This is a genomic window from Streptomyces sp. DSM 120436 (assembly GCF_055778765.1).
On sequence record NZ_JBSKBS010000002.1, the window covers coordinates 1,385,449 to 1,410,581 of the forward strand.

At 73.6% G+C, this 25,133-nt stretch carries 25 protein-coding genes; 14 read left to right on the top strand and 11 right to left on the bottom strand.

From position 1 onward, the window contains the following. The first annotated feature begins 125 nt into the window (after positions 1–125). From ACWH4W_RS28370 to tyrS, 3 genes are all read left to right on the top strand, one after another. Positions 126–1,649, top strand: coding sequence for a TldD/PmbA family protein (locus tag ACWH4W_RS28370; RefSeq protein ID WP_473078655.1), 1,524 nt, complete (start codon positions 126–128; stop codon positions 1,647–1,649). Continuing rightward, a complete protein-coding gene (locus ACWH4W_RS28375; RefSeq protein ID WP_473078656.1) occupies positions 1,646–3,040 on the top strand; it encodes a metallopeptidase TldD-related protein in 1,395 nt (464 codons plus the stop codon). Before ACWH4W_RS28370 ends, ACWH4W_RS28375 begins: the two co-directional genes overlap by 4 nt. Positions 3,041–3,106: 66 nt before the next feature. Next, on the top strand, positions 3,107–4,375 hold the full coding sequence (gene tyrS, locus ACWH4W_RS28380; RefSeq protein ID WP_473078657.1) for a tyrosine--tRNA ligase: 1,269 nt from the start codon (positions 3,107–3,109) through the stop codon (positions 4,373–4,375). A 66-nt stretch (positions 4,376–4,441) separates the two neighbouring features. On the opposite strand, the gene ACWH4W_RS28385 is transcribed toward tyrS, so the two are convergent. Next, a complete protein-coding gene (locus ACWH4W_RS28385; RefSeq protein ID WP_106414865.1) occupies positions 4,442–4,726 on the bottom strand; it encodes a GlsB/YeaQ/YmgE family stress response membrane protein in 285 nt (94 codons plus the stop codon). Positions 4,727–4,972: 246 nt separating this feature from the next. Here ACWH4W_RS28385 and ACWH4W_RS28390 point away from each other — a divergent pair, with 246 nt between their 5' ends. Beyond that, positions 4,973–5,368: a DUF3099 domain-containing protein gene (locus tag ACWH4W_RS28390; RefSeq protein ID WP_473078658.1), complete on the top strand. Its 396-nt coding sequence runs from the start codon at positions 4,973–4,975 to the stop codon at positions 5,366–5,368. Positions 5,369–5,609: 241 nt separating this feature from the next. Further along, the gene (locus ACWH4W_RS28395) at positions 5,610–5,840 is read left to right on the top strand and encodes a hypothetical protein (protein WP_473078659.1); all 231 of its coding nucleotides are present in this window, start codon (positions 5,610–5,612) and stop codon (positions 5,838–5,840) included. A gap of 21 nt (positions 5,841–5,861) precedes the next feature. Here the strand turns inward: ACWH4W_RS28395 and moaA are convergent, their stop codons facing one another. From moaA to ACWH4W_RS28410, 3 genes are all read right to left on the bottom strand, one after another. After that, on the bottom strand, positions 5,862–6,851 hold the full coding sequence (gene moaA, locus ACWH4W_RS28400) for a GTP 3',8-cyclase MoaA (protein WP_473078660.1): 990 nt from the start codon (positions 6,849–6,851) through the stop codon (positions 5,862–5,864). A 161-nt stretch (positions 6,852–7,012) separates the two neighbouring features. Then, positions 7,013–8,641: a solute symporter family protein gene (locus tag ACWH4W_RS28405; RefSeq protein ID WP_106414861.1), complete on the bottom strand. Its 1,629-nt coding sequence runs from the start codon at positions 8,639–8,641 to the stop codon at positions 7,013–7,015. After that, entirely contained in the window at positions 8,638–8,994 is a 357-nt protein-coding gene (locus ACWH4W_RS28410; protein WP_106414860.1) for a DUF485 domain-containing protein, read from the bottom strand. The genes ACWH4W_RS28405 and ACWH4W_RS28410 overlap by 4 nt, the downstream gene beginning before the upstream one ends. 266 nt (positions 8,995–9,260) lie before the next feature. Between ACWH4W_RS28410 and ACWH4W_RS28415 the strand changes: the two genes are divergently transcribed. From ACWH4W_RS28415 to ACWH4W_RS28450, 8 genes are all read left to right on the top strand, one after another. After that, positions 9,261–10,790 (top strand): S8 family peptidase, encoded by a 1,530-nt coding sequence (locus ACWH4W_RS28415; RefSeq protein WP_473078661.1) that lies wholly within the window; start codon positions 9,261–9,263, stop codon positions 10,788–10,790. A 62-nt stretch (positions 10,791–10,852) separates the two neighbouring features. Then, complete coding sequence (locus ACWH4W_RS28420; protein WP_473078662.1) at positions 10,853–12,379, top strand: S8 family peptidase; 1,527 nt, start codon at positions 10,853–10,855, stop codon at positions 12,377–12,379. A gap of 102 nt (positions 12,380–12,481) precedes the next feature. Beyond that, positions 12,482–13,846: a CoA transferase gene (locus ACWH4W_RS28425; RefSeq protein WP_473078663.1), complete on the top strand. Its 1,365-nt coding sequence runs from the start codon at positions 12,482–12,484 to the stop codon at positions 13,844–13,846. Between the two features lie 466 nt (positions 13,847–14,312). Continuing rightward, positions 14,313–15,245, top strand: a complete 933-nt coding sequence (locus ACWH4W_RS28430; RefSeq protein ID WP_473078664.1) for a CopD family protein — start codon at positions 14,313–14,315, stop codon at positions 15,243–15,245. Positions 15,246–15,320: 75 nt separating this feature from the next. Then, the gene (locus ACWH4W_RS28435; RefSeq protein ID WP_473078665.1) at positions 15,321–16,304 is read left to right on the top strand and encodes a DEDDh family exonuclease; all 984 of its coding nucleotides are present in this window, start codon (positions 15,321–15,323) and stop codon (positions 16,302–16,304) included. A gap of 77 nt (positions 16,305–16,381) precedes the next feature. Then, positions 16,382–17,194 carry an SURF1 family cytochrome oxidase biogenesis protein gene (locus tag ACWH4W_RS28440; protein WP_473078666.1) on the top strand — a complete coding sequence of 271 codons (813 nt, stop codon included), beginning with the start codon at positions 16,382–16,384 and terminating at the stop codon, positions 17,192–17,194. A gap of 180 nt (positions 17,195–17,374) precedes the next feature. After that, positions 17,375–19,156 carry a glycoside hydrolase family 15 protein gene (locus tag ACWH4W_RS28445; RefSeq protein WP_473078667.1) on the top strand — a complete coding sequence of 594 codons (1,782 nt, stop codon included), beginning with the start codon at positions 17,375–17,377 and terminating at the stop codon, positions 19,154–19,156. 4 nt (positions 19,157–19,160) lie between these two features. After that, on the top strand, positions 19,161–19,916 hold the full coding sequence (locus ACWH4W_RS28450) for an SDR family oxidoreductase (RefSeq protein WP_473078668.1): 756 nt from the start codon (positions 19,161–19,163) through the stop codon (positions 19,914–19,916). 636 nt (positions 19,917–20,552) lie between these two features. Here the strand turns inward: ACWH4W_RS28450 and amaP are convergent. From amaP to ACWH4W_RS28475, 5 genes are read right to left on the bottom strand one after another with little or no spacing between them, the layout of a single operon-like run. Next, entirely contained in the window at positions 20,553–21,131 is a 579-nt protein-coding gene (gene amaP / locus ACWH4W_RS28455) for an alkaline shock response membrane anchor protein AmaP (protein ID WP_473078669.1), read from the bottom strand. Between the two features lie 2 nt (positions 21,132–21,133). After that, entirely contained in the window at positions 21,134–21,760 is a 627-nt protein-coding gene (locus tag ACWH4W_RS28460; RefSeq protein ID WP_473078670.1) for a DUF6286 domain-containing protein, read from the bottom strand. Further along, positions 21,757–22,137, bottom strand: coding sequence for a hypothetical protein (locus ACWH4W_RS28465; RefSeq protein WP_473078671.1), 381 nt, complete (start codon positions 22,135–22,137; stop codon positions 21,757–21,759). Before ACWH4W_RS28465 ends, ACWH4W_RS28460 begins: the two co-directional genes overlap by 4 nt. Beyond that, entirely contained in the window at positions 22,134–22,319 is a 186-nt protein-coding gene (locus tag ACWH4W_RS28470) for a hypothetical protein (RefSeq protein WP_024887172.1), read from the bottom strand. The genes ACWH4W_RS28465 and ACWH4W_RS28470 overlap by 4 nt, the downstream gene beginning before the upstream one ends. A 25-nt stretch (positions 22,320–22,344) precedes the next feature. Then, entirely contained in the window at positions 22,345–22,839 is a 495-nt protein-coding gene (locus tag ACWH4W_RS28475) for an Asp23/Gls24 family envelope stress response protein (RefSeq protein ID WP_473078672.1), read from the bottom strand. Between the two features lie 85 nt (positions 22,840–22,924). Between ACWH4W_RS28475 and ACWH4W_RS28480 the strand changes: the two genes are divergently transcribed. Further along, complete coding sequence (locus tag ACWH4W_RS28480; protein WP_473078673.1) at positions 22,925–23,854, top strand: hypothetical protein; 930 nt, start codon at positions 22,925–22,927, stop codon at positions 23,852–23,854. A 47-nt stretch (positions 23,855–23,901) separates the two neighbouring features. Here the strand turns inward: ACWH4W_RS28480 and ACWH4W_RS28485 are convergent, their stop codons facing one another. Further along, on the bottom strand, positions 23,902–24,705 hold the full coding sequence (locus tag ACWH4W_RS28485) for an enoyl-CoA hydratase/isomerase family protein (protein WP_473078674.1): 804 nt from the start codon (positions 24,703–24,705) through the stop codon (positions 23,902–23,904). 103 nt (positions 24,706–24,808) lie between these two features. Then, positions 24,809–25,030: a helix-turn-helix domain-containing protein gene (locus ACWH4W_RS28490; RefSeq protein ID WP_198602589.1), complete on the bottom strand. Its 222-nt coding sequence runs from the start codon at positions 25,028–25,030 to the stop codon at positions 24,809–24,811. Between the last annotated feature and the right edge of the window lie 103 nt (positions 25,031–25,133).

Sequence of the window (25,133 nt, forward strand, 5' to 3'; positions counted from 1 at the left end):
TCGACCTCGGCCGAAGCCGGTGGTCCCCATGCCAGGAGATCTGGTGGTGGACACCGAAAACGTCCACGGGATGGTTCACTGCCTCCGACGGTCACCACAGACAAGCCCCGAAGGGATGTCCACCCGTGCCCCATGAAGTCGATCAGTCGTTCCTCGCGCTCCCGCTACGCGCTCTCGCCGACGCCGCGCTCGCCCGCGCGCGGGCGCTCGGGGCGGAGCACGCGGACTTCCGTCTGGAGCGGGTGCGCAGTGCCTCCTGGCGGCTGAGGGATGCCAGGCCCGCCGGGTCGTCGGACACCACCGACCTGGGGTACGCGGTGCGGGTGGTGCACGGCGGCACCTGGGGCTTCGCGTCCGGGGTGGACCTCACCCTCGACGCCGCCGCGAAGGTCGCCTCCCAGGCGGTGGCCATGGCGCAGCTGTCCGCGCGGGTGATCCGGGCGGCCGGGTCCGACGAGCACGTGGAGCTGGCCGACGAGCCGGTGCACGCCGGGAAGACCTGGGTGTCGTCGTACGAGATCGACCCGTTCACCGTGCCCGACGAGGAGAAGGCGGGGCTGCTGGCCGAGTGGAGCGGGCGGCTGCTCGCGGCGAGCGGTGTCGACCACGTGGACGCCTCGTTGCTCACCGTGCACGAGAACAAGTTCTACGCGGACACCGCCGGGACCGTGACCACGCAGCAGCGCGTCCGGCTGCACCCGGTGCTGACGGCGGTGTCCGTCGACGCGTCGAGCGGCGAGTTCGACTCGATGCGCACGCTCGCCCCGCCGGCCGGGCGCGGCTGGGAGTACCTGACGGGCACCGGCTGGGACTGGGACGACGAGCTGGCGCGGATCCCCGAGCTGCTGGCCGAGAAGATGCGCGCGCCGAGCGTCGAGCCGGGCCTGTACGACCTGGTGGTGGACCCGTCCAACCTGTGGCTGACCATCCACGAGTCGATCGGGCACGCCACCGAGCTGGACCGCGCCCTCGGCTACGAGGCCGCCTACGCGGGCACCTCGTTCGCCACCTTCGACCAGCTGGGCACGTTGAAGTACGGCTCCGAGCTGATGAACGTCACCGGTGACCGCACCGCCGAGCACGGTCTCGCCACCGTCGGTTACGACGACGAGGGCGTCGAGGCGCAGTCCTGGGACCTGGTGAAGGACGGCACGCTGGTCGGCTACCAGCTGGACCGGAGAATCGCGAAGCTCACCGGGTTCGAGCGGTCCAACGGGTGCGCCTTCGCCGACTCCCCCGGGCACGTGCCGGTGCAGCGCATGGCCAACGTGTCGCTGCGGCCCGATCCCGCCGGAATGTCCACGGAGGACCTCATCGGGGGCGTCGACCGGGGCATCTACGTGGTCGGCGACCGGTCGTGGAGCATCGACATGCAGCGCTACAACTTCCAGTTCACCGGGCAGCGCTTCTACCGGATCGAGAACGGGCGTCTCGCCGGGCAGCTCCGGGACGTCGCCTACCAGGCCACGACCACCGACTTCTGGGGTTCCATGGCCGCCGTCGGCGGTCCGCAGACGTACGTCCTGGGCGGGGCCTTCAACTGCGGCAAGGCCCAGCCGGGCCAGGTCGCGGCGGTCTCCCACGGCTGCCCGTCGGCCCTGTTCAAGGGAGTCAACATCCTTAACACCACGCAGGAGGCCGGGCGATGAGCGCGCGCACCACCAAGCCGCACGAGATCGTCGAGCGGACGCTGGAGCTGTCCCGGTCCGACGGCTGTGTCGTGATCGCCGACGAGGAGTCGACCGCCAACCTCCGCTGGGCGGGCAACGCGCTCACCACGAACGGGGTCACCCGCGGGCGCACCCTCACCGTGATCGCCACGGTGGACGGGGCCCAGGGCACGGCCTCCGGGGTGGTGTCCCGGTCGGCGGTGACCGTGGACGAGCTGGAGCCGCTGGTGCGGGCCGCCGAGGCCGCCGCGCGCGGCGCCGGTCCGGCCGAGGACGCCCAGCCGCTGGTCACCGGGGTGGACCCGTCCCCGGAGTTCACCGAGGCGCCCGCCGAGACGAGCTCCGCGGTGTTCGCCGACTTCGCCCCGGCGCTGGGCGAGGCGTTCGCCCGGGCGCGGGCCGGCGGCCGGGAGCTGTACGGCTTCGCCAACCACGAGATGGTCTCCACCTACCTCGGCACGTCGACGGGGCTGCGGCTGCGGCACGACCAGCCGAACGGCACGCTGGAGCTGAACGCCAAGTCCCCGGACCGCACCCGGTCGGCGTGGGCGGGCCGCGCCACCCGCGACTTCAAGGACGTCGACCCGGCGGCCATGGACGCCGAGCTGGCCGTACGGCTGGGCTGGGCGCAGCGGCGGCACGAGCTGCCGGCGGGCCGGTACGAGACGCTGCTGCCGCCGAGCGCGGTGGCGGACCTGCTGGTCTACCAGTTCTGGTCGGGGTCGGGGCGGGACGCGGCGGAGGGCCGCACGGTGTTCTCCAGGCCGGGCGGCGGCACCCGCGTCGGCGAGCGGCTGACCGAGCTGCCGCTGACGCTGCGCAGCGACCCGGACGAGCCGGGCCTGGAGTCGGCGCCGTTCGTGATCGCGCACTCCTCCGGCGGCGACCGGTCGGTGTTCGACAACGGGCTGCCGCTGACGGCGACGGACTGGGTGCGCGAGGGCGCGCTGCACCGGCTGACCACCAGCCGCCACAGCGCGGGCCTGACCGGCCTGCCGACCGCGCCCGGCATCGACAACCTGATCCTGGACGGCGGCGAGGACCGCTCGCTGGAGGAGATGGTCGCGGCCACCGAGCGGGGGCTGCTGCTGACCTGCCTGTGGTACATCCGCGAGGTGGACCCGGCGACGCTGCTGCTCACCGGGCTGACCCGGGACGGCGTCTACCTGGTGGAGAACGGCGAGGTGACCGGTGAGGTGAACAATTTCCGGTTCAACGAGTCGCCGGTGGACCTGCTGGGCCGGGCGGCCGAGGCGGGCCGTACGGAGAGGACGCTGCCCCGGGAGTGGGGCGACTGGTTCACCCGGGCCGCGATGCCCGCGCTGCGCGTCCCCGATTTCCATATGAGCTCGGTCAGCCGGGGCGTATAACCTCGTAGGCGTTCGCAGCAGGCCGTCGCCCGTACGGCCGCAGATCACCGAGGAGACACGAGAACCGTGACGGACATCGTCGACGAGCTGAAGTGGCGCGGGCTGTTCGCCCAGTCCACTGACGAGGACGCTTTGCGCAAGGCGCTCGCGGACGGTCCCGTCACGTTCTATTGCGGCTTCGACCCGACCGCGCCGTCGCTGCACGTGGGGCACCTGGTGCAGGTGCTCACCCTGCGCCGGCTCCAGCAGGCCGGGCACCGGCCGCTGGCGCTGGTCGGCGGCGCGACCGGGCAGATCGGCGACCCGCGGCCGACGGCCGAGCGCACGCTGAATTCGCCGGAGACGGTCGCGGGCTGGGTGGAGCGGCTGCGTGGCCAGATCGAGCCGTTCCTGTCCTTCGAGGGCGAGAACGCGGCCACCCTGGTCAACAACCTCGACTGGACCGCGAACCTGTCCGCGATCGAGTTCCTGCGGGACGTCGGCAAGCACTTCCGGGTCAACAAGATGCTGACGAAGGACTCGGTCGCCCGGCGTCTGGAGTCCTCGGAGGGCATCAGCTACACCGAGTTCAGCTACCAGTTGCTCCAGGCGATGGACTTCCTCCAGCTCTACCGGCGCTACGGCTGCACGCTGCAGCAGGGCGGCAGCGACCAGTGGGGCAACCTCACGGCCGGGCTCGACCTGATCCACCGGCTGGAGCCGGACGCCGAGGTCCACGCCTACGCGACGCCGCTGATGACGAAGGCGGACGGCACCAAGTTCGGCAAGACCGAGAGCGGCGCCGTCTGGCTGGACCCGGAGATGACGACGCCGTACGCGTTCTACCAGTTCTGGCTGAACGTGGACGACCGGGACATCTCGGGCTACATGCGGATCCTGTCCTTCAAGTCCCGCGAGGAGCTGGAGGAGCTGGAGCGGCAGACGGCGGAGCGTCCGCAGGCCCGTGCCGCGCAGCGCGCGCTGGCGGAGGAGCTGACGACGCTGGTGCACGGCGCCGACCAGACGGCCGCCGTGATCGCCGCGTCCAGGGCCCTGTTCGGCCAGGGCGAGCTGGGTGAGCTGGACGAGCGCACGCTGGCGGCGGCGCTCTCCGAGGTGCCGCACGTGAAGGTGGCCGGGCTGGGCCCGGTGGTGGACCTGTTCGCCGAGGTCGGCCTGGTGCCCAGCAAGTCCGCCGCGCGCCGCACGGTGAAGGAGGGCGGCGCCTACGTGAACAACGCCAAGGTCACCGCCGAGGACGCGGTCCCCGCCGAGGAGGACCTGCTGCACGGGCGCTGGCTGGTGCTGCGCCGCGGCAAGAAGAACCTCGCGGCCGTGGAGGTCGCGGCCGGCTGAGCCGGTGGTGTGCGTGAGGGGCGGGTTCCTTCCGGGGCCCGCCCCTGCGCCGGTCCGGAGGGGCGGTCAGGCCCGTTGCCGCCCGTGCTTCCTGCGCTGCATGGCGTTGTAGATCATCTCCGCGAGCAGCACGACGACGATCGCCGCGCCGAGCTGGAAGATGTGCCGTCCCCAGTCGATGCCGCGGGTCTCCTCGATGCCGAAACCGCGCGCGATCGCGTTGCCGACGACCGCGCCGATCATGCCGCAGATGGTGGCCAGCCAGAGCGGGATGTGCTGCTTGCCGGGGATCACCGCCTTGGCCAGCAGACCGAGCACGAATCCCACGATGATCGCCCACAACCAGCCCATGACTGCCTCCTCGTACGACTTGACGCGAGCATCACGGCAAGTGTCGGCCCAGTCGTGGTACGCCGCATGTCGGACATGCCGTACGCGGTACGGCGCGGCCGGGGTGGCGCGGGACCGGACGACCCGCTCTCGTGATCGGGTGGGGTGCGGCGTACCGTTGACCCTGTCCGGACCAGGCAGCACAGACCGGGACTCCGGACGGCCGGGTACGCAAGAGGGTCCGATACGGGCGGATGGTGGAGTGTGATGCGGAAGCAGCGTGGCGACGACGCTCAGGTGTTCCGGATCACGGGCGCCCGGGCGGGTCTGCAGGAGGATGTGCGGGGGCGGCAGCGCCGGTACGTGATCTCGATGACCGTTCGCACGATCTCGGTCATCCTGGCGGCCACCCTGTGGAACGTGGAGCGGCATGTCGCGATCGTGGCGCTGGTGCTCGGGGCGGTCCTGCCGTACGTCGCGGTGGTGATCGCCAACGCGGGGCGGGAGAACGCGCCGTCCCTGCCGTCGACCTTCGTGACGACGCCGATGAGGCAGATGATCGTGCCGCCGCGGACGAACGACGGCCCGGCGGAAGCCGATGCGGAAGAAGTGCCGTCACCGACGGCGCCGGGCGCACGATCCGAGGATCCGGGACGCTCCTGAGCGGCGGCGTGTGAGTGCGGGCCGCGGCGAGCGGAAGTCGCTTCCCGGCCAAGCTCAAAGAAACCTCAGATCAATCATGCTCTTCCGGTGCCGGGGGCGGGGGGACCCGTGACATACTTCGTACGCGCTCCGCATCCCCCGTCGGAGCGACGGACCGACGCCGGGCAGCTCCCCCCGTGGCTGCTCGGCGTCGCCTTTTCCCGGGCGGATTCCTCTGCGGCGAACGGGTTAGGGTCGGACGGTGATCACTCCTGACCCCGAGACGCCCATCTGCTCCGCCAAGGGCTGCCGCGCCCCTGCCGTGTGGGTGCTGGCCTGGAACAACCCGAAGGTCCACACGCCGGAGCGGCGCAAGACGTGGCTGGCCTGCGAGGAGCACCGGGAGCACCTGGCGCAGTTCCTCGGGGTGCGCGGCTTCCTGAAGGACGTCGTGCGGTTCGAGGAGTGGGAGGCCCCGGAGGGGGCCTCCTGAGCCGGCGGCCGGGGCGGCCGCTCAGCCGCCGATGGCGGACATCGGACGGTCCGGCTGGACGAAGGACGGGTCGTCCAGGCCCGCGCCCGCCTTCTTGCCCCACATGGCGAGCTTCCAGAGGCGGGCGATCTCCTCGTCGTCGGCGCCCGAGCGCAGGGCCGCGCGCAGGTCGGTCTCCTCGGTGGCGAACAGACAGGTGCGGACCTGCCCGTCGGCGGTGAGGCGGGTGCGGTCGCAGGCGGCGCAGAAGGGGCGGGTGACGGAGGCGATGACGCCCACCCGGTGCGGGCCGCCGTCGACCAGCCAGCGCTCGGCGGGGGCGGAGCCGCGCTTCTCCTCGCCCTCGGGGGTGAGCTCGAAGCGGGTGCGCAGGGAGGCGAGGATGTCCCCGGCGGTGATCATGCCGTCGCGCTTCCAGCCGTGCTGGGCGTCCAGCGGCATCTGCTCGATGAAGCGCAGCTCGTAGTCGTGCTCCACGGCCCAGGCGAGCAGGTCGGGGGCCTCGTCGTCGTTGAGCCCCGGCATCAGGACCGCGTTCACCTTCACGGGCGTCAGACCGGCCTCACGGGCCGCGTGCAGGCCGTCCAGGACGTCCCGGTGGCGGTCGCGGCGGGTGAGGGTCCTGAAGACGTCGGGCCGGAGCGTGTCGAGGGAGACGTTGACCCGGTCCAGGCCGGCCGCCTTGAGCGCGCCGGCGGTGCGGCGCAGCCCGATGCCGTTGGTGGTGAGGGACGTCTGCGGGCGGGGGGCGAGGGCGGCGACCCGCTCGACGATGCCGGTCAGGCCGGGGCGGAGCAGGGGCTCGCCGCCGGTGAAGCGCACCTCCTCGACGCCCAGGGAGGCGACCGCGATGCCGATGAGCCGGACGATCTCGTCGTCGGTGAGCAGATCGGGCTTGGCGAGCCACTGCAGCCCTTCCTCGGGCATGCAGTACGTGCAGCGCAGGTTGCACCGGTCGGTCAGCGAGACCCGCAGGTCGGTGGCCACCCGGCCGTAGGTGTCGATGAGCACGTGGGGCCCCTCCCTCGACGCCGATCACTCATGTCCGGTATCTGCGAGCGTACGTGACGCCGCCGACATCACCCAGCGGCGTGAGGGGGCGATACGCCGACGGCCGCGTCGCGGGGGCCTGCGAGGGTCCCCGCGACGCGGCCGTCGCGTGCGGTGTTCCGTCAGTGGGCGCCGGTGCCGGTGAGCGACCGGACCTCCAGCTCCGCGTACTTCTTGGCGTCGGGCTCCTCCTTGGACAGGACGGTGCCCAGCCAGCCCATCAGGAAGCCGAACGGGATGGAGATGATGCCCGGGTTCTTCAGCGGGAACCACGCGAAGTCGACGTCCGGGAACATCGCCTTCGGGTCGCCGGAGACGACCGGCGAGAACAGCACCAGGCCGACGGCGACGATCAGACCGCCGTAGATCGACCACAGCGCGCCCTGGGTGGTGAACCGCTTCCAGAACAGGCTGTAGAGGATGGTCGGCAGGTTGGCGGACGCGGCGACCGCGAAGGCCAGGGCGACCAGGCCGGCGACGTTCAGGTCGCGGGCGAGGGCGCCGAGCGCGATGGAGACGACGCCGATGAGGACGGTCGACCAGCGGGCCGCCCTCATCTCCTCCTTCTCGGTGGCCTTCCCCTTGCGGATGACGTTGGCGTAGATGTCGTGCGCGAAGGAGGAGGACGAGGCCAGGGTGAGTCCGGCGACCACGGCGAGGATGGTCGCGAACGCCACCGCCGAGATGGTGGCGAGCAGGATCGCGCCCCAGGCCGAGTCGACGCCGCCGATGTGCAGGGCGAGCAGCGGGGCCGCCGTGTTGCCGGACGGGTTGGACTCGATGATCTCGTCCTGCGAGATGAGTGCCGCCGCGCCGAAGCCCAGCGCGATGGTCATCAGGTAGAAGCCGCCGATGATGCCGATGGCCCAGTTCACGGACTTACGGGCGGCCTTGGCGTTCGGCACCGTGTAGAAGCGGATCAGGATGTGCGGCAGGCCGGCGGTGCCGAGCACCAGGGCGATGCCCAGGGAGAGGAAGTCCAGCTTGGTGAGGTTGTCGGCGCCGTACTGGAGGCCGGGCTCCAGGAAGGCGTCGCCCTTGCCGCTGTTCTCGGCGGCCTTGCCCAGCAGGTCGGAGATGTTGAAGTTGAACTTCAGCAGCACCAGGAAGGTGATGAGGAGCGTGCCGCCGATGAGCAGCACGGCCTTGACCATCTGGACCCAGGTGGTGCCCTTCATGCCGCCGATGGAGACGTACACGATCATCAGGACGCCGACGAGGGCGACGATGAGGATCTTGCCGGCGTCGGAGGTGATGCCGAGCAGCAGCGACACCAGGACGCCCGCGCCGGCCATCTGGGCCAGCAGGTAGAAGATCGAGACGACGATCGTGGAGGTGCCGGCCGCGGTGCGGACCGGGCGCTGGCGCATGCGGTAGGCGAGGACGTCGCCCATCGTGTAGCGGCCGGAGTTGCGCAGCGGCTCCGCGACGAGCAGCAGGGCGACGAGCCAGGCGACCAGGAAGCCGATGGAGTAGAGGAAACCGTCGTAGCCGAAGAGGGCGATGGCGCCGGCGATGCCGAGGAAGGACGCGGCGGACATGTAGTCGCCGGAGACGGCGAGTCCGTTCTGGAAGGCGCTGAACTGCCGTCCGCCCGCGTAGAAGTCGGCGGCGTCCTTGGTCTGCCGGCCGGCCCAGACGGTGATGCCGAGAGTGGCGACCACGAACAGCGCGAACAGGGTGATGATCAGGGGGCGGTGTTCGCTGGCCTCGTTCGCGGCGAGGGTGACATGGGTGATCGCGGGGCTCATGCGCCGCCCTCCATACGGGTCTTGATGGCCTCGGCCTTGGGGTCGAGCTTGGTGGCGGCGTGCCTGGAGTACCACCAGGCGATGAGGAAGGTGCTGACGAACTGCAGCACGCCGAAGACGAAGGCGACGTTGATGTGGCCGACCAGCTTGGCGCCCATGAAGCCGCCCGCGTAGTTGGAGAGCAGCACGTACAGCAGGTACCAGGCGATGAAGGCGATGGTCAGCGGGAAGGCGAACGAACGGTGGGAGCGGCGCAGTTCACCGAACTCAGCGCTCTCCTGAACCTCGGTGAACTCCTCCGGCGTGGGGAGTTTGGATTGCTCTGTCGAGGGGGGCGGTGCTTCGGCGGCCACGGAGTCTCCTCGCGGTGCGGGTCGGTTCTTGCGTCGGCGGAAGGCGAGTGTCCTCGCGCTTCCTGTCCAAGGGCACGGCGCCACGCGAGGACCGGTTCAACTCGGCACGGTTCTTTTCCGTGGACGTTTTCCGAAGACGTTGCACGCAAATCATTGCTGGCCAGCGACGGGCGGGATAGCTTCACCCTGCACCACCCGTCATGTACCTGCCCGGGCAGCCACACCTGTCTCGGGCCGGTTTCGTTTCCGGATGATGTGGAGACCCCATGGCTCATCTGCGTTCCAGGCGCCGGCTCGCCCTCGCCGTTCCCGTCGTGCTGTCGCTGACCGCCTCGCTTGGCTTCCTGCCCGCGGCGGCCTCGGCCGCCCCGGCGACGGTGTCGGCGGAGCGGGCGGCGGACGCGCCCGCCCTGGCGTACGTCGTCAACACCAGGGCGGACCACCGCACGATCGCCTCGGTGAAGCGGGCGATCGCCGCGGCGGACGGCGAGGTCGTCACCGCGTACGAGAAGATCGGCGTGATCGTCGCGCGCTCCTCGAACGCCGGCTTCGCGCAGACCCTCCGCGAGGTGCCGGGCGTGCGGTCGGCCGGCGCCACCCGCACCGCGCCGCTGGCCCCGGCCGCGACCACGGACGCCGGCTCCGCCGAGTACCTCACGGCCGCCGACGCCGCGAAGCTGAAGGCCGCCTCCGCGAAGACCCCGGGCAGCGAACCGCTCGAGGCCGACCAGTGGGACCTGCGCGCCATCGGCGCCGACAAGGCGGCGAAGATCAACCCGGGCAGCAGGAACGTCACGGTCGCCGTCATCGACACCGGCGTCGACGACACCCACCCCGACATCGCGCCGAACTTCTCGGCGTCCCAGTCCGCCAACTGCTTCGGCGGCGCCCCGGACACCTCCCCGGGCGCCTGGCGGCCGTACACCGCGGGCGACTACCACGGCACGCACGTGGCCGGTGAGATCGCCGCCGCCCGCAACGGGATCGGCGTCGCCGGCGTCGCGCCCGGGGTGAAGGTCTCGTCGATCAACGTCACCGACCCCGACAACGGGCTGTTCTACGCGGAGGCCGTCGTCTGCGCGTTCGTGTTCGCCGCCGACCACGGCGTGGAGATCACGAACAACAGCTACTACGTCGACCCGTGGATGTACAACTGCATGGACGACCCGGACCAGCGGGCGATCGTCGACGCGGTCAACCGGGCCCAGCTGTACGCCCAGCGCAAGGGCACCCTGCACTTCGCCTCGGCCGGCAACTCCAACCACGACCTGGCCTCGGACGCGATCGACGACGCGTCCAGCCCCAACGACACCACGCCGGTGCCGCGCACCATCGACCCGAGCGAGTGCCTGGACCTGCCCACGCAGCTCCCGGGCGTCGTCACGGTCAGCGCGACCGGCTCCGAGAACCTCAAGTCGTACTACTCCTCGTACGGCAAGGGCGTCGTCGACGTGGCCGCGCCGGGCGGTGACGGCCGCTACCAGCTGCCGGACACCCCGTCGAAGAACGGCCGCATCCTGTCCACCATGCCGAACGGCGAGTACGCCTGGCTGCAGGGCACCTCGATGGCCTCGCCGCACGCGGCCGGCGTGGCGGCGCTGCTGAAGTCCAAGCACCCGTGGCTGCCCCCGGCGGCGCTGCAGGCCCTGCTCAAGGCGCAGGCGGACAATCCGGGCTGCCCCGCCTCGTACGACCAGGACGGTGACGGAACGCAGGACGCGACGTGTGAGGGCGGCCGGCTGGTCAACGGCTTCTACGGTCACGGCATCGTCGACGCGCTGCGCGCCGTCAAGTGAGCCACGGCCCCGCACACCCGCCTCGCCCGTCCGCACGTCGAAGTGAACGAACTGGAGACTTCATGACAGCGTCCCACCCGCGCCGTCGCCGGGCGCTGGTCGTCCCGGCCGGCATGGCCCTGGCGACCACGCTCGCGTTCCTGCCGAACACGGCGGCCACGGCCGCCCCCGCCCACCAGGAGACCGCCTCCGCGGACACCGCCTCGCTGAGCTACGTGGTCAACGTGCGGGGCGGGCACGGCGCTCCGGCGCACGTGAGGAAGGCGATCGCCAGGGCCGGCGGGACGATCGTGACGGCGTACGAGAAGATCGGCGTGATCGTCGTCCACTCCTCGAACGCCGACTTCGCGCAGACGATCCGCACGGTGCCGGGGGTGCAGTCGGCCGGCGCCACCCGCAACGCGCCGCTGCCGTCGGCGGCCACCACGGACACGGGCTCCCCGAAGGTGCTCAGCGCCGCCGAGGTCGCCGAGGCGGCGGAGCAGGCCGCCGCGGACCAGGATCCGCTGCAGAACCTCCAGTGGGACCTGCCCGCCATCAAGGCGGACAAGGCGCACGAGAAGTCGCTGGGCAGCCCGGAGGTCACCGTCGCCGTCATCGACACCGGCGTCGACGACACCCACCCCGACATCGCGCCCAACTTCGACCGGGCCGCGTCGGTGAACTGCGTGGCGGGCAAGCCCGACACCAGCGAGGGCGCCTGGCGCCCGGGCGCGGCCGAGAGCCCGCACGGCACGCACGTCGCCGGTGAGATCGCCGCCGCGAAGAACGGCGTCGGCATGACCGGTGTCGCCCCGGGGGTGAAGGTCTCCGGCATCAAGGTGTCCAACCCGGACGGCTACTTCTACACCGAGGCCGTCGTCTGCGGCTTCATGTGGGCCGCCGAGCACGGGGTCGACGTCACCAACAACAGCTATTACACCGACCCCTGGTACTTCAACTGCACGAACGACCCGGACCAGAAGGCGCTCGTCGAGGCCCTCGGCCGGGCCACGCGGTACGCGGAGCGCAAGGGCGCGGTCAACGTCGCCGCGGCGGGCAACGAGAACTACGACCTCGCGGCCGACGAGATCACCGACCCGTCCTCGCCGAACGACGGCACCCCGTCGGACCGCGTGATCGACCCGTCGAAGTGCCTGGACATCCCCACGCAGCTGCCGGGCGTGGTGACGGTCGCGTCGACCGGCGCGAAGGGGCTGAAGTCGTCGTTCTCCAACTACGGCCGGGGCGTCATCGACATCGCCGCGCCCGGCGGTGACTCGACGGCCCTGCAGACCCCCGAGCCGCCCGCCACCAGCGGCCTGATCCTCGGCCCGCTGCCCGGCGGCCGCTGGGGTTACATGGCCGGTACGTCGATGGCGTCCCCGCACGTCGCGGGCGTCGCCGCGCTGATCAAGTCGAAGCACCCGTACGCGCCGCCGGCGCTGGTGAAGGCCCTGCTGTACGCGCAGGCCGACGCCACCGCCTGCACCAAGCCGTACGACATCGACAACGACGGCAAGGCCGACGCGGTGTGCGAGGGCCCGAAGAACCGCAACGGCTTCTACGGCTGGGGCATGGCCGACGCGCTGGACGCGGTGACGCGGTAGTCGTCGCCGGATCGCGGGGAGGGGCCGGGCGGGTGCGCCCGGCCCCTTTCCGCCGTCCGGGCCGGCGCCCTTCCCGGCCCGGACGTGCTGCACAGTGAGGGCATGAACCGTCTCGCGTCCTTCTGGTCCGGCCTGGGCGGGGATCCCGCTCTCCTCTCGCGGGTGTCCGCCGTCGAGCGGCCGGGTGTCCTGCCCTCACGGCTGCCGGTACGGGAGTTCGCGGGGGCGTGCGTCGGCGTGTGCGCGCTGGCCGCCGCCGAGCTCGCGGCGCGGCGCGCGGGCGGCGAGGTCCCGGCGGTGCGGGTGGACGACGGGGCGGTCGCCACGGCGTTCGTGAGCGAGCGTCACCTGCGGATCGACGGGCGGGCCCCGGAGACCTTCGCCCCGCTGTCGCGGTTCTGGCGCACGGCGGACGGGTGGGTGCGCACGCACGCCAACTATCCGCACCACCGGTCGCGGTTGCTCGCCGCGCTCGGCGCGCCCGAGGACCCTGACGCGGTGGCCGCCGTGCTCGCGCGGAGGTCCGCGCGGGAGGTCGAGGAGAGGGTCACCGCGGCCGGCGGGCTGGCCGTCGCCCTGCGCACGCCCGAGGAGTGGGCGGCGCACGCACAGGCTGCGGCGGTCGCACGGCTGCCGCTGGTGGAGCGGGTGCGGATGGACGCCGCGCCCGCGCGGGAGTTCGCGGCGGCCGGCGGGGACCTCCTGCTGCCCGCCGCCGGACTGCGGGTGCTGGACCTCACCCGGGTCATCGCCGGTCCGGTCGCCACCCGCACGCTCGCCCTGCTCGGCGCGGACGTCCTGCGGCTGGACCCGCCGGGGCTGCCCGAACTGCCCGACCAGCACGCCGACACCGGCTTCGGGAAGCGGTCGGCGCGGGTGGACCTGACCTCCGGCCGGGAGGTGTTCGAGGGGCTGCTGGCACGGGCGGACGTGGTGGTCACGGGGTACCGGCCGGGCGCCCTGGACCGTTTCGGGGCGAGCGCGGAGGCCCTGGCCGAGCGGCGGCCGGGGGTGGTCGTGGCCCAGCTGTCGGCGTGGGGCGCCACGGGGCCGTGGGCGGGCCGGCGCGGCTTCGACAGCCTGGTCCAGGTGGGCACGGGCATCGCCCACGTCGAGGGCGGGAGGGACCGTCCGGGCGCGCTGCCCGCGCAGGCCCTGGACCACGGCACGGGGTACCTGCTGGCGGCGGGCGTGCTGCGGTCCCTGTCGGAGCAGACGGAGGCGGGCGGCAGCAGGCTGGTGCGGGTGGCTCTGGCCCGCACGGCGGGCGAACTCCTGGCGGGGGCGTCCGGTGCCGGGACCGAGGGGGGTGGGGCCGGGCTCTCCGCCACCCCGTGGCTGACGGAACGGGACAGCGCGCTGGGGCGGTTGCGGTACGCCGTGCCGCCGGTCGCGTTCGCGGGCGGGCCGCGCGACTGGGCGCGGGCGCCGGGGGTGTGGGGGGCGGACGCGGCGCGGTGGCGGTGAGCGCGGGCGCGGCAGTGGCGCCCAGGGCGCACGTCCCGCGCATCGGCGGTGAGAGCGCCGGGCCTCGCGTGAGGGGGCTCCGCACGTCGGCGGCCGGCGGCCGAGCACCGGGCGACGGGGACGGACCGGGAGCGCCGGCAGCACATGCCCGGTACCTTGCGGGCGAACACGGACAGGCGCTGCCGGGAGTTCGGCCGCGGGTGACTCCGAACGGCGGACGGTCCCCCCGCACGCCGGAGGGCGGAAAGCAGGCTCGTTGTGGATGAGCGCCGGGCGCGCAGAACGCGTGACCGGCGCTCACCAGCGGTCCGCCCGCGCTGGAACGGGCGGACAGAGCCCGCGTATCTCCCCGCGCTTGCCCCGCTCTGTGTGATCTTGTGAAGATCCTGGGGTGACTCTGACGAAATCCAGGTCCCGGACGACCGGTGCGCACAGTGGTCCGCGGCGGCCCGGGGCCGGGCGCGCCGTGGCCGTGCTCGTCCTGGTGACGCTCGGCGCGCTGATACCCCTGCTCGGTCCGTCGCCCGCGCTGCACGGCACGGGGGAGGCGGACGCGCCCGGCACCGGCGGCATAGCCCTGCTGCGCACGGTGCTGTTCGCCGCGCTGGCCGTCCCCGTGGGCGAGGTGTTCGCCGTCCGGCTGGCGCGTTCGACGCCCGGCGCGCCTCCCGCCCTGCCCCCCAGCTGGTCCACCGTCGCCAACAGCGTCGGCTTCGTGGCCGCCCTCGGACTCGCCTCCGTGGTGGCGACCGGCAACCTCGTCCCCGCCAGTCCCGCCGACATCGACGTGGGCGGCCTCTACGAGACCCGGGACGGCATGCTCGCCCTGCTGGAGGTCAACGGCTTCCTCGCGGCGGCCCTGTGCTCCGCCTCCCGCCGCCGCGCCGCCCAGGCGCTGCCGCTGGCCGCGGTGATCGTCGCGGAGGCGCTGCGCGCCCACCCGACGACGGAGCACAGCCCGCTCATCGGCTCCGCCCTGACACTGGTGCACCTGACGTGCGCCTCCCTGTGGGTGGGCGGCCTGCCGCACGTGCTGCGCACGCTGCGGCTGTGGGGGCGCGCGGAGGCGGGCGTGGCGCTGCTGAGCCGCTACGCGCGCGTGGCGCTCGTCCTGCTCGTCGCCATCACCGCGACAGGAGTGTGCAGCACGCTGCGCCGGATGCCGCCCGAGACCGTCCTGGAGCAGCTCACGGACACCGCGTACGGGCGGGTGCTGCTCGCCAAGCTGATCCTCATGGCCGGTGTCGCCGCGCTCGCCCTGTGGGCGCGCGTGCGGCTGGCCCGCGCGGCCGACCCGCTGACCGCGAGTTCACCCGCGCGGACGGAGGTGTACGTACTCGCCCTGGTGGTCGCGGTGTCGGGACTGCTGACCGCGCTGCCGGTGCCCATCCGCTGGTGACCGCCGCGCGCGGGCGCCCCGCGCGCGGCACCTGTGGGACAGTCCTGTCAGTAGCGGGCCGTATCCTCGTGAACCATGCTCGAAGACCTCACCGCCGCAGCCTCCTCCCCCACCGCGTGGCCGGCCGCGTACCCGCGGGGATACGCGGTCGTCGACGTGGAGACGACGGGACTGGCCCGGGACGACCGCATCATCTCCGCGGCCGTCTACCGGCTGGACGCGCGCGGCGAGGTCGAGGACCACTGGTACACGGTGGTCAACCCGGAGCGCGACCCGGGCCCGGTGTGGATACACGGGCTGACGAGCGAGATGCTCGAAGGGGCGCCCCTCTTCCAGGACATCGCGGCGGAGTTCGCGGCGCGCCTGGAGGGCCGCGTGCTGGTCGCGCACAACGCGGTGTTCGACTGGCAGATGATCGCCCGCGAGTACGCCCGCGCGCGCGGCGAGGCCCCGGTGAAACAGCGGCTGTGCACCATCGCCCTGTCCAAGGAGCTGGGGCTGCCGCTGCCCAACCACAAGCTGGAGTCCCTGGCCGCGCACTTCGGCGTGGTGCAGCGGCGGGCCCACCACGCCCTCGACGACGCGCGCGTGCTGGCGGAGGCGTTCCGGCCCAGCCTGCGGGCCGCGGCGGCGGGCGGCGTACGGCTGCCGCTGCACGAGTGCCGGCCGCTCACCGAGTGGTCGGACCGTCCCCGCACCGGACAGCAGGCGGGTTACGGCGGACGGCAGCCCGCCGGTTGGCGTCCCTCCCGCAAGAGGCCCGCGTGCCCCTATCCCAACCCGGGCCGGTACGAACCGGGCAGGCGTCTCAAGCAGGGCATGCGGGTGGCGTTCTCCGGGGACACCTCCGTCGAGCGGGACCTGCTGGAGGACCGGGCGACCGAGGCCGGACTGCACGTGGCGTCGAGCCTGTCCCGGCTCACCAGCCTCCTGGTCACCAACGACCCCGACTCGGGCACGTCGAAGGCGGTCAAGGCACGCCAGTACGGCACCCCGGTGGTCGACGAGGCCGCCTTCGGCCAGCTCCTCGCCGACGTCGAGCCGGCCTCGGAGACCTGACCGCCCTCCCGGGCGCGGGCGGGCGGGGGCGCACACCCGGCTCACCGCGCCCCGCGCCCGGGTTGTACGGTCGTGGGGTGTACCGCTTCCTGCTGTCCCGGCAATGGGTGACCCTCACGCTGGTCGCCCTGCTTCTCGTCCCCACGATGATCGCGCTGGGCATATGGCAGATGAACCGCTACGAGGAGCGGGCCGCCCGTAACCAGCTCGTGACCGACGCACTGGCCGCCGACCCGGTGCCGGTGGAGGAGCTGGCGGCCCCGGGCCACGCGGTGACCCGCGCCGAGCGCTACCGCACGGTGACCGCCACGGGCCGCTTCGACACCGACTCCGAGGTCGTGGTGCGCCGCCGCACCAACGCCGACGAGGAGATCGGCTTCCACGTCCTGACCCCGTTCGTCCTGGACGCCGGCACGGTGCTGCTGGTCAACCGCGGCTGGATCCCCGCCGACGGCCCCAGCCAGACCGAGTTCCCGAAGGTGCCCGCGCCGCCGCGCGGCGAGACCACGATCACCGGCCGGCTGATGCCGGACGAGACGACCGAGGCGAGCGGCATCAAGGACCTCGAGGGCCTGCCGGACCGGCAGATCATGCTGATCAGCAGCGAGCGGGAGGCGGAGCGGCTGGACGCCGAGGTGCTCGGCGGGTACGTGGCGCAGACCGCGCCCGAGCCCCGGGGCGGCCTCCCCCAGCAGCTCGGCGACCCCGGCAAGGAGAACGCGGCGCTGAACTACGCGTACGCGGTCCAGTGGTGGCTGTTCGCCGCCGCCGTCCCGGTCGGCTGGGTCGTGCTGGCCCGCCGCGAGGCGCGCGAGCGGGCGGCGAAGGCGGGCGGGGAGACGGACGCCGGGGCGTCCGGCGCCGCCCGCACCGAGTCCGCGGCCGTCTGACCGCCCTGCCCGTTCCCTCCTCGCTGCGACGGGCGTCTCCCGCGGCATCGCCGAGCCGGCCCGGGCGAGGGAGGCCCGGCGATGAGCGACACCGGCCAGGACCGCACCGGCCGCGAGCGGTCCGGGCCGCCCCGGCCGCCGCGCTGATTGCCGCACCCGGCGGCCGGGAACCCGCACCCTGTGCACCGCATCGAGGACTACGCGCTCATCGGCGACGAGCAGACCGCTGCCCTGGTGGGCACCGACGGCTCGATCGACTGGCTCTGCCTGCCCCGCTTCGACTCGGCGGCCTGCTTCGCACGGCTGCTCGGCGACGAGGACAACGGGCACTGGCGCATCGCCCCACGGGGCCAGGAGCGGTGTGCGCGCCGCGCCTACCGGAACGACTCGCTGGTCCTGGACACCGTGTGGGAGACCCCCGACGGCGCCGTGCAGGTCACCGACCTGATGCCGCAGCGCCACCAGGCGCCCGACGTGGTGCGGATCGTGCAGGGGCTCAGCGGTGAGGTGACCGTGCACAGCACCCTGCGGCTGCGGTTCGACTACGGCTCGGTCGTGCCGTGGGTGCGCAAGGCCGACGGGCACCGGGTCGCGGTGGCCGGGCCCGACTCGGCGTGGCTGCGCAGCGAGCCGGAGGTGCGCACCTGGGGCGAAGACCTGGGCACCCACTCGGAGTTCACGGTGCGGGAGGGCGAGCGGGTCGCCTTCGTGCTCACCTGGCACCCCTCGCACGAGCCGCGGCCTCCGCTGGTCGACCCGTACGCCTCGCTGCGGCACAGCCTGAAGGACTGGCAGGCCTGGGCGTCCCGGTGCCGCTACCGGGGGCCGCACCGGGACATGGTGGTGCGGTCCCTGATCACGCTGAAGGCGCTCACCTACCGTCCCACCGGCGGCATCGTCGCGGCCGCCACCACCTCCCTGCCGGAGGAGCCGGGCGGCGTACGGAACTGGGACTACCGCTTCTGCTGGCTGCGCGACTCCACGCTCACCCTGAGCGCGCTGCTCTCCGCCGGCTACCAGGAGGAGGCCGAGGCCTGGCGCGACTGGCTGCTGCGCGCGGTCGCCGGGGAACCGGCGGACCTGCAGATCATGTACGGGCTGGCGGGCGAGCGGCGGCTGCCGGAGTTCGAACTGCCGTGGCTGTCCGGCTTCAACGGCGCCACCCCCGTACGGATCGGCAACGACGCCGTGAACCAGCTCCAGCTCGACGTGTACGGCGAGGTGGTGGACTCGCTGGCGCTGGCCCGGCGTTCGGGGCTGCCCGGGAGGCCGGACGTGTGGGCGTTGCAGTCGGTGATGCTGGACTTCCTGCGCACGGCCTGGCGGCAGCCCGACGAGGGGCTGTGGGAGGTGCGCGGCGGCCGGCGCCATTTCGTGCACTCCAAGGTGATGGTGTGGGTGGCCGCGGACCGCGCGGTGCGCGCGCTGGAGGACTTCCCGGACCTGGGGGGCGACCTGGACGGGTGGCGCGCGCTGCGCGACGAGGTGCACCGGGAGGTGTGCGAGAAGGGCTACGACCCGGTGCGCAACACGTTCACCCAGTCCTACGGGTCGCGCGAGCTGGACGCGGCGCTGCTGCTGATCCCCCGGGTCGGTTTCCTGCCGCCGGACGACCCGCGCGTGCTCGGCACCATCGACGCGATCCGGGCCGAGCTGGGTCAGGACGGTCTCGTCCGCCGCTACACCCCGGACGCCACCGGCGTGGACGGGCTGCCCGGGCAGGAGGGCGCGTTCCTGGCGTGCGCGTTCTGGCTCGTGGACGCCCTGCACATGACCGGCAGGACCGAGGAGGCCCGCGCGCTGTTCGAACGGCTGCTGGGGCTGGCCAACGACGTGGGGCTGCTGGCGGAGGAGTACGACACGGTGAACGGGCAGCTGCTGGGCAACTTCCCGCAGGCGTTCAGCCACATCGGTCTGGTGAACAGCGCCCTCGCCCTGTTCGGCGACGAGCGGGCAGGATAGGGCCATGGATCTTGGGCTGAAGGACCGGGTGTACGTCGTCACCGGGGCCACCCGCGGGCTGGGCCGCGCCTCCGCGCGGGCGCTCGTCGCCGAGGGCGCGAAGGTGGTCGTCACGGGGCGGAAGGAGGACGCGGTCGCCGAGGCCGTCTCCGCGCTGGGGCCGGACGCGGCCGGCATGGCCGTGGACAACGCCGACCCCGTGGCCGCCGAGCGGCTGATCGCCACCGCGCGGGAGCGGTTCGGCCGCTTCGACGGCGTCCTCGTCAGCGTGGGCGGGCCGCCGCCGGGGTTCGTCGCCGACACCACCGACGAGCAGTGGCAGGCGGCGTTCGAGTCGGTGTTCCTCGGCGCGGTGCGGCTGGCCCGCGCGGCCGCCGCGGAGCTGGGCGAGGGGGGCGTCATCGGTTTCGTGCTGTCCGGCTCGGTGCACGAGCCGATCCCCGGGCTGACCATCTCCAACGGGCTGCGCCCGGGGCTGGCCGGCTTCGCCAAGTCCCTCGCCGACGAACTGGGCCCGCGCGGCATCCGCGTGGTGGGCCTGCTGCCCGGGCGCATCGACACCGACCGGGTGCGCGAGCTGGACTCCCTGTCCGCCGACCCGGAGGCCACCCGCCAGGCCTCCGAGTCCCGCATCCCGCTCCGCCGCTACGGCACCCCGGAGGAGTTCGGCCGCACGGCGGCGTTCCTCCTGTCGCCGGCGGCGTCGTACCTCACGGGCGTGATGCTCCCGGTGGACGGCGGGTCACGGCACGGGTTCTGAGCCCGGCCGCACCAGGTCTCCGGCCGCCCCGGTCCGCTGCGGGGCTCCGCCGTGCCGCACCGGGACGGGCGGCAGCCGCCCGGCGCGGCGCGGGGGTCCCCAGCCCGGAGGCAGGGGGCCCGGCCCGGCACGGCACGGGAGAGGCGGCGCCCCCCACCCGCCGCGGGACCCTGGCTCGGCACGGCCGACAGCGGTCCGACCCGGTCTCGACGGCATCCCGCCCGGCTCCGGAACGGTGGTTCCCGCCCGGCTCGGGAGCCCGGCCCGGCACGGGAGAGGCAGCGACCCCACCCGCCGCGGGACCCTGGCTCGGCACGGCCGACAGCGGTCCGACCCGGTCTCGACGGCATCCCGCCCGGCTCCGGAACGGTGGTTCCCGCCCGGCTCGGGAGCCCGGCCCGGCACGGGAGAGGCAGCGACCCCCCGCCTGCCCGGGGACAGCGGCTGGTCGGCACGGCAGGCAGCGATCAGGCACTCCCCCCGGGCACGGGGCGGTGGTCCCCGCCGCCCGGAACCGGGGCAGCGGCCCCGGTCCGGCGAGGGCAGACCGGGAAGGGCGTACGTCCCCGCCGGCTCGATCGTCCGCACGCACGGTGCGCGGTGGGTCCGGTGACGCGGGCCGGAGCGGCCCCGGCGTCAGACGACCCGCTCCGGGCGGTGTTTCACCGCCCGGAGTCGCACCTCCGCCGGGAGGGCCGGCAGACCCGTGGCCTCGCGGGCGTGGGTGAGGGGGCCGGTGGTGAGGGCGTCGAGGGCCGTGCCGGGGTCCACGTGGGGTTCCAGGAGCAGGACGACGCGGGCCCGTGGCGTGCCGTGGCGGCCGGTGAGGAGGACGCTGGCCCGGGCCACGCCGTCCTGCCGGTTCGCCTCCTCGGCGAGCGCGTGCTCCAGGGCACGCCCCCGCAGCGCCGCCCCCTCGCCGTCGCCGGAGTCGACGAAGACCTCGGACATCCGTCGACGGCGGAGCACCGAGACCAGCCACCACAGGCAGAGCAGGACCACCACGGCGAGCGCGGCGATCACCACCGGCCACCACCAGCCCTCGTCCCGCCACCGGGTCCGTTCGGAGTCGTCGAGCAGCACGTCGTGCCGGCCGTCGTGCAGCCACCAGGAGGGCGCGGGCGCGCCGAGACCGATCGCCAGCACCGATCCGCCGAGCACGCACAGCACCAGTCCCGCCAGCGCGAGCAGCACACGGTTGACGGTCGTGTTCACGGCTACCGCCCCTTCCGGCCGGGCCGCCGCACGTGCAGCGACAGCGTGGACGGCCGGGCCAGGCCCAGCCCCCGGAGCGCCTCGTCCAGCACCGCGGTCAGGTCGTCCCGTACGTCGTCCAGGTCGCGGAAGTGCGACACCGCCCGCACGTTCGTCCTCCTCCGCTTCACGGCGACCCGGGCCGACTGCACACCGGCCACCTCCATCGCCCGGTCCCGCAGCACCGTCGCGGCGGCGTCCCGGTCGAGGCCCGCGCGGACGTCGGGGTGGACGCTGCGCATCGTCAGCAGCGAGCGCAGTCCCGGTGTGAGGGCCAGCATCAGCAGCCACAGGCCGAGCGCGGCGGCGACGGCCGCACCGGTCAGCACCCACACGTCGTCCAGCGGGCGTTCCGCCAGTTGGCGGGCGAGGTCGCGGCGCCAGCTCATCCCGGGCCGGCCGGCCCGTACCGCGGCGATGTCGTACAGGAACACGCCCGCGATCGCCAGGACCGCCAGCGCCAGCAGACCCGCCGGGACGCGGCGGGCGGACCAGAAGCGCCGGCGCCCGCCGCCCGCGCCGCCCGTGGCGGCGTCGCTCTCCGTGGGCGGCGGCGCCGGGCCGGCCGTCGTGCCCGGGGGTCCGCTCATGGCGTCCTCCCGGCCGTGTCGGGCCGGGCGGCCAGGTGCAGCCGCTCCACCTGCACGACGACCTCCGGCACGGCCATGCCCGCGAGTTCACGCACCCGGTCGACGATCCGCCGCCGCACCCGCGCGCAACGGCCGCCGATGTCGCCGGGGTAGCCGAGCTCGACGTGCACCCGCACGCGGGCGCTGCCGTGCCGGACGACGACGCTCGCGTGCGGCGGCCCGGCGTCCGGCGGCAGCGCGCCGACGGCCTCACGCGCCGCCTGGGAGGCGATCTTCGCGACCACCCGGTCGGCGATCGTGGTCTGCCCGCGTTCGCCCGGAGGGACGGTTCGCGGGTCTCCGGTGAGCTCCACGGCCCCCGCGCCCACCCCCGTCACCGCCGCCGTTCGTCACGGGAACGGAAGAAGTCGCCGAGCTCCAGGTCGCCCTCGAGCAGCCGTCCGACCACGAAACCCACCGCGCCCAGGGCCGCCACCAGCAGGAAAGCCCCGAATCCGCCGAAGTATCCGGCGAAGCCCAACGCCATGCCGGCGATCATGCCGACGACGGCCATTCTCATGCCTCGCTCCTCCGCTCAGCGCGTCTCACTGCAGTCGGGACTCGGACTCGTCGTCCTCCTCGTCGGGCAGCTTCACGTCGCTCACCGCGATGTTGACCTCGACCACCTCGAGGCCGGCCATCCGCTCGACAGCCGCGATGACGTTCTCCCGCACGTCCTTGGCGACGTCGGCGATGGACACGCCGTAGTCGACGACGATCTCCAGGTCCAGCGCGGTCTGCACCTCGCCGACCTCGGCCTTCACTCCGCGTGTCACCGACTTCGACCCGCCCGGCACCCGGTCGCGCACGGCGCCGAAGGTCCGCGAGATCCCGCTGCCCATGGCGTGCACGCCCGGGACGTCCCGGGCGGCCAGCCCGGCGATCTTCTCCACCACGCCGTCGGCGATGGTGGTCCGGCCCCGGTCCGCTGGGGCGCCACCGCCGCGCCGTGTGCCCTGTCCCCGGCGCGTGTCGGAGTCGCCCAGCGTCTTGCCGGTCTCAGGAGCCCGTACCGAGCCGCCTTCGGTCATGTCGGTCATCGCCCTACGTCCCTTCGGTCGTCCTCCTTCACCACCGTATGCACGGTTGCCCCGATTCGCCCCAGGGATACGGCAGGCTGGAGGAATGACGGCGGACCGGTGGACGCGGATGGTGCGACAGCAGGTGGGGCTCGGCAGGTTCCTGCCGCTGGGAGGACCGCGTGAGGGAGCGTGGATCGCGGAACGGGCGGTCGGCACGGCCCTGCGCCGCGCGGCGGAACGGGACGTGCCGGAGGTACGCCTGGACGGGGTCCGGCTCGGGCTCGCCGACCCGGACGCGGCACCCGACCCGGTCGTCCCGGCCCCGCCGAGCGCCCTGCCGCCGGGCCCGCTGCGGCTCACCGCGGAGTTCGCGGCCACGGCGGCAGGGCCCCTCCCGGAGACGGCGTCCCGCCTGCGCACGGCCTTGGCGTCCGCCGCGACGGAACGGATCGGCCTGGAACTGACGGAGGTGGACCTGCGGGTCACGGATCTGCTGGACACGGAGCCGGCCGCGGACGGGCCGGAGGTGCCGGAGGCAGCGGGGGCGACGGGGACGCGCGAGGTGGCGAAGACGCCTGGGGTGACGGGGACGCCTGGGGTGACGGGGACGCCGGAAGCGGGGGAAGCGTTCGCGGCGGCGCGGACGACCGAGGGCACGGAGGCGTCTGGGGCCGCGACGGCGTACCGGCACGGGGAAGCGTCCGGGAGGGCGGAGGCTTTCGGCGCGGCGACGCCTGCTCCCGCGGCGGGTGCCGCCGGCGGAGGCGGCGGCCCGGAGGCCGAGCGGGTCGCGGATGTGGTGCTCGGGGTGCCGGGGGTGAGCCGGCTGACAGGCGTGTGGGGGCGCGGGGTGCGGCTCGGCGCGGAGCAGCCGGCCACCGGGGCCGCCCTGCCCCGCCGCCATGCGCACGTGGATCTCGCCGTCGCGGTGGGGTTCCGGCCGCTGGAGGTGGCGCGGGCCGTGCGGGCGGCCGTGGCGGCCGCGTTGCCGGACCGGCCGACGGTGGCCGTCCTGGTCACCGACCTGGACTGACATCCACAGGAGCATCCCGCCGCCGTCGGCCGGTCACGGCCGTCCGCTCACTCGCCGAGGCCGGCCAGGTCACGCAGGCGACGGGCCTGGGCGGCGCGCTCGGCGCCCCGCTGCTCGTCGTAGGTGCGGTCCTGCGCACCGCGCAGCAGCGTCTTGGTCTCGATCACGGCGTCGCGCGGCGCGGCCAGCAGCGCCGCGGCGAGGTCCCGGACCGCCGCGTCCAGCTCGGCGGCGGGCACGGCGAGATTGGCCAGGCCGGTGTTCACCGACTCCTCGGCCGTGACGAAACGGCCCGTCGCGCAGATCTCCAGCGCGCGGGCGTAGCCGACGAGGCCGACGAGGGGGTGCGTGCCGGTCAGGTCGGGCACCAGGCCGAGGCTGGTCTCGCGCATGGCGAACTGCACGTCGTCCGCGACGACGCGCAGGTCACAGGCGAGGGCCAGCTGGAACCCGGCCCCGATGGCGTGCCCCTGCACGGCGGCGATGGACACGATGTCGTTGCGCCGCCACCAGGTGAACGCGTCCTGGTAGCCGGCGATGGCGGCGTCCAGCGCGGCGTCGTCACTGCGTGCGAGGTCGACGAACGACGGCTCGCCCGGGATTCCCTCGGGCGTGAACATCTGCCGGTCGAGCCCGGCGGAGAACGACTTGCCCTCCCCGCGCAGCACCACGACCCGGACGGAACCGGGCAGCAGCCGGCCGGCCTCGGTCAGCGCACGCCACAGAGCGGGGCTCTGCGCGTTGCGCTTGGCCGGGTTGGTCAGCGTCACCGTGGCGATCGCGTCGTCGACGGTGAGCCGTACGCCGTCCTTGTCGAGTACCGGACGGGGGTCCTGGGGGGACGAAGCCATGGGGCGCCTCCGATGGGTGCGGTCGTCTAAGTGACTGCACAGTAACCACCCGGTCGGCCGGACGGCCGGCCGGGTGGCCACCATCGGGTCCGCGGGCGCCGGGTCAGGGCGTCGGAGACTTCTTGCCCCGTGTCGCCCCGCCACGCCCTCGGAGCGTGACGCCCGACTCGCTCAGCATGCGGTGCACGAATCCGTACGAGCGGCCGGTCTCCTCGGCCAACGCCCGGATGCTCGCACCGGCGTCGTACTTCTTCTTCAGGTCTGCCGCGAGCTTGTCGCGCGCGGCGCCGGTCACCCGGCTGCCCTTCTTCAGAGTCTCGGCCACCCGTGCCTCCTCATGGGAAGTGCGCTCTGGTCTCCTCATGATCACCCCTCGCGGGCCCGATGGCCACCCATTCGGCAAGGTCGATGAGACAACCTCGTGACGA

Excerpts from the sequence above, each read along its gene's own strand:
- ACWH4W_RS28415 (WP_473078661.1), top strand. The coding sequence starts at position 9,261 with ATGGCTCATCTGCGTTCCAGGCGCCGGCTCGCCCTCGCCGTTCCCGTC.
- ACWH4W_RS28420 (WP_473078662.1), top strand. The coding sequence starts at position 10,853 with ATGACAGCGTCCCACCCGCGCCGTCGCCGGGCGCTGGTCGTCCCGGCC.
- ACWH4W_RS28450 (WP_473078668.1), top strand. The coding sequence starts at position 19,161 with ATGGATCTTGGGCTGAAGGACCGGGTGTACGTCGTCACCGGGGCCACC.
- ACWH4W_RS28425 (WP_473078663.1), top strand. The coding sequence starts at position 12,482 with ATGAACCGTCTCGCGTCCTTCTGGTCCGGCCTGGGCGGGGATCCCGCT.
- ACWH4W_RS28435 (WP_473078665.1), top strand. The coding sequence starts at position 15,321 with ATGCTCGAAGACCTCACCGCCGCAGCCTCCTCCCCCACCGCGTGGCCG.
- ACWH4W_RS28480 (WP_473078673.1), top strand. The coding sequence starts at position 22,925 with ATGACGGCGGACCGGTGGACGCGGATGGTGCGACAGCAGGTGGGGCTC.
- ACWH4W_RS28375 (WP_473078656.1), top strand. The coding sequence starts at position 1,646 with ATGAGCGCGCGCACCACCAAGCCGCACGAGATCGTCGAGCGGACGCTG.
- ACWH4W_RS28385 (WP_106414865.1), bottom strand. The coding sequence starts at position 4,726 with ATGGGCTGGTTGTGGGCGATCATCGTGGGATTCGTGCTCGGTCTGCTG.
- ACWH4W_RS28390 (WP_473078658.1), top strand. The coding sequence starts at position 4,973 with ATGCGGAAGCAGCGTGGCGACGACGCTCAGGTGTTCCGGATCACGGGC.
- ACWH4W_RS28405 (WP_106414861.1), bottom strand. The coding sequence starts at position 8,641 with ATGAGCCCCGCGATCACCCATGTCACCCTCGCCGCGAACGAGGCCAGC.
- ACWH4W_RS28475 (WP_473078672.1), bottom strand. The coding sequence starts at position 22,839 with ATGACCGACATGACCGAAGGCGGCTCGGTACGGGCTCCTGAGACCGGC.
- ACWH4W_RS28460 (WP_473078670.1), bottom strand. The coding sequence starts at position 21,760 with ATGAGCGGACCCCCGGGCACGACGGCCGGCCCGGCGCCGCCGCCCACG.
- ACWH4W_RS28470 (WP_024887172.1), bottom strand. The coding sequence starts at position 22,319 with ATGAGAATGGCCGTCGTCGGCATGATCGCCGGCATGGCGTTGGGCTTC.
- ACWH4W_RS28485 (WP_473078674.1), bottom strand. The coding sequence starts at position 24,705 with ATGGCTTCGTCCCCCCAGGACCCCCGTCCGGTACTCGACAAGGACGGC.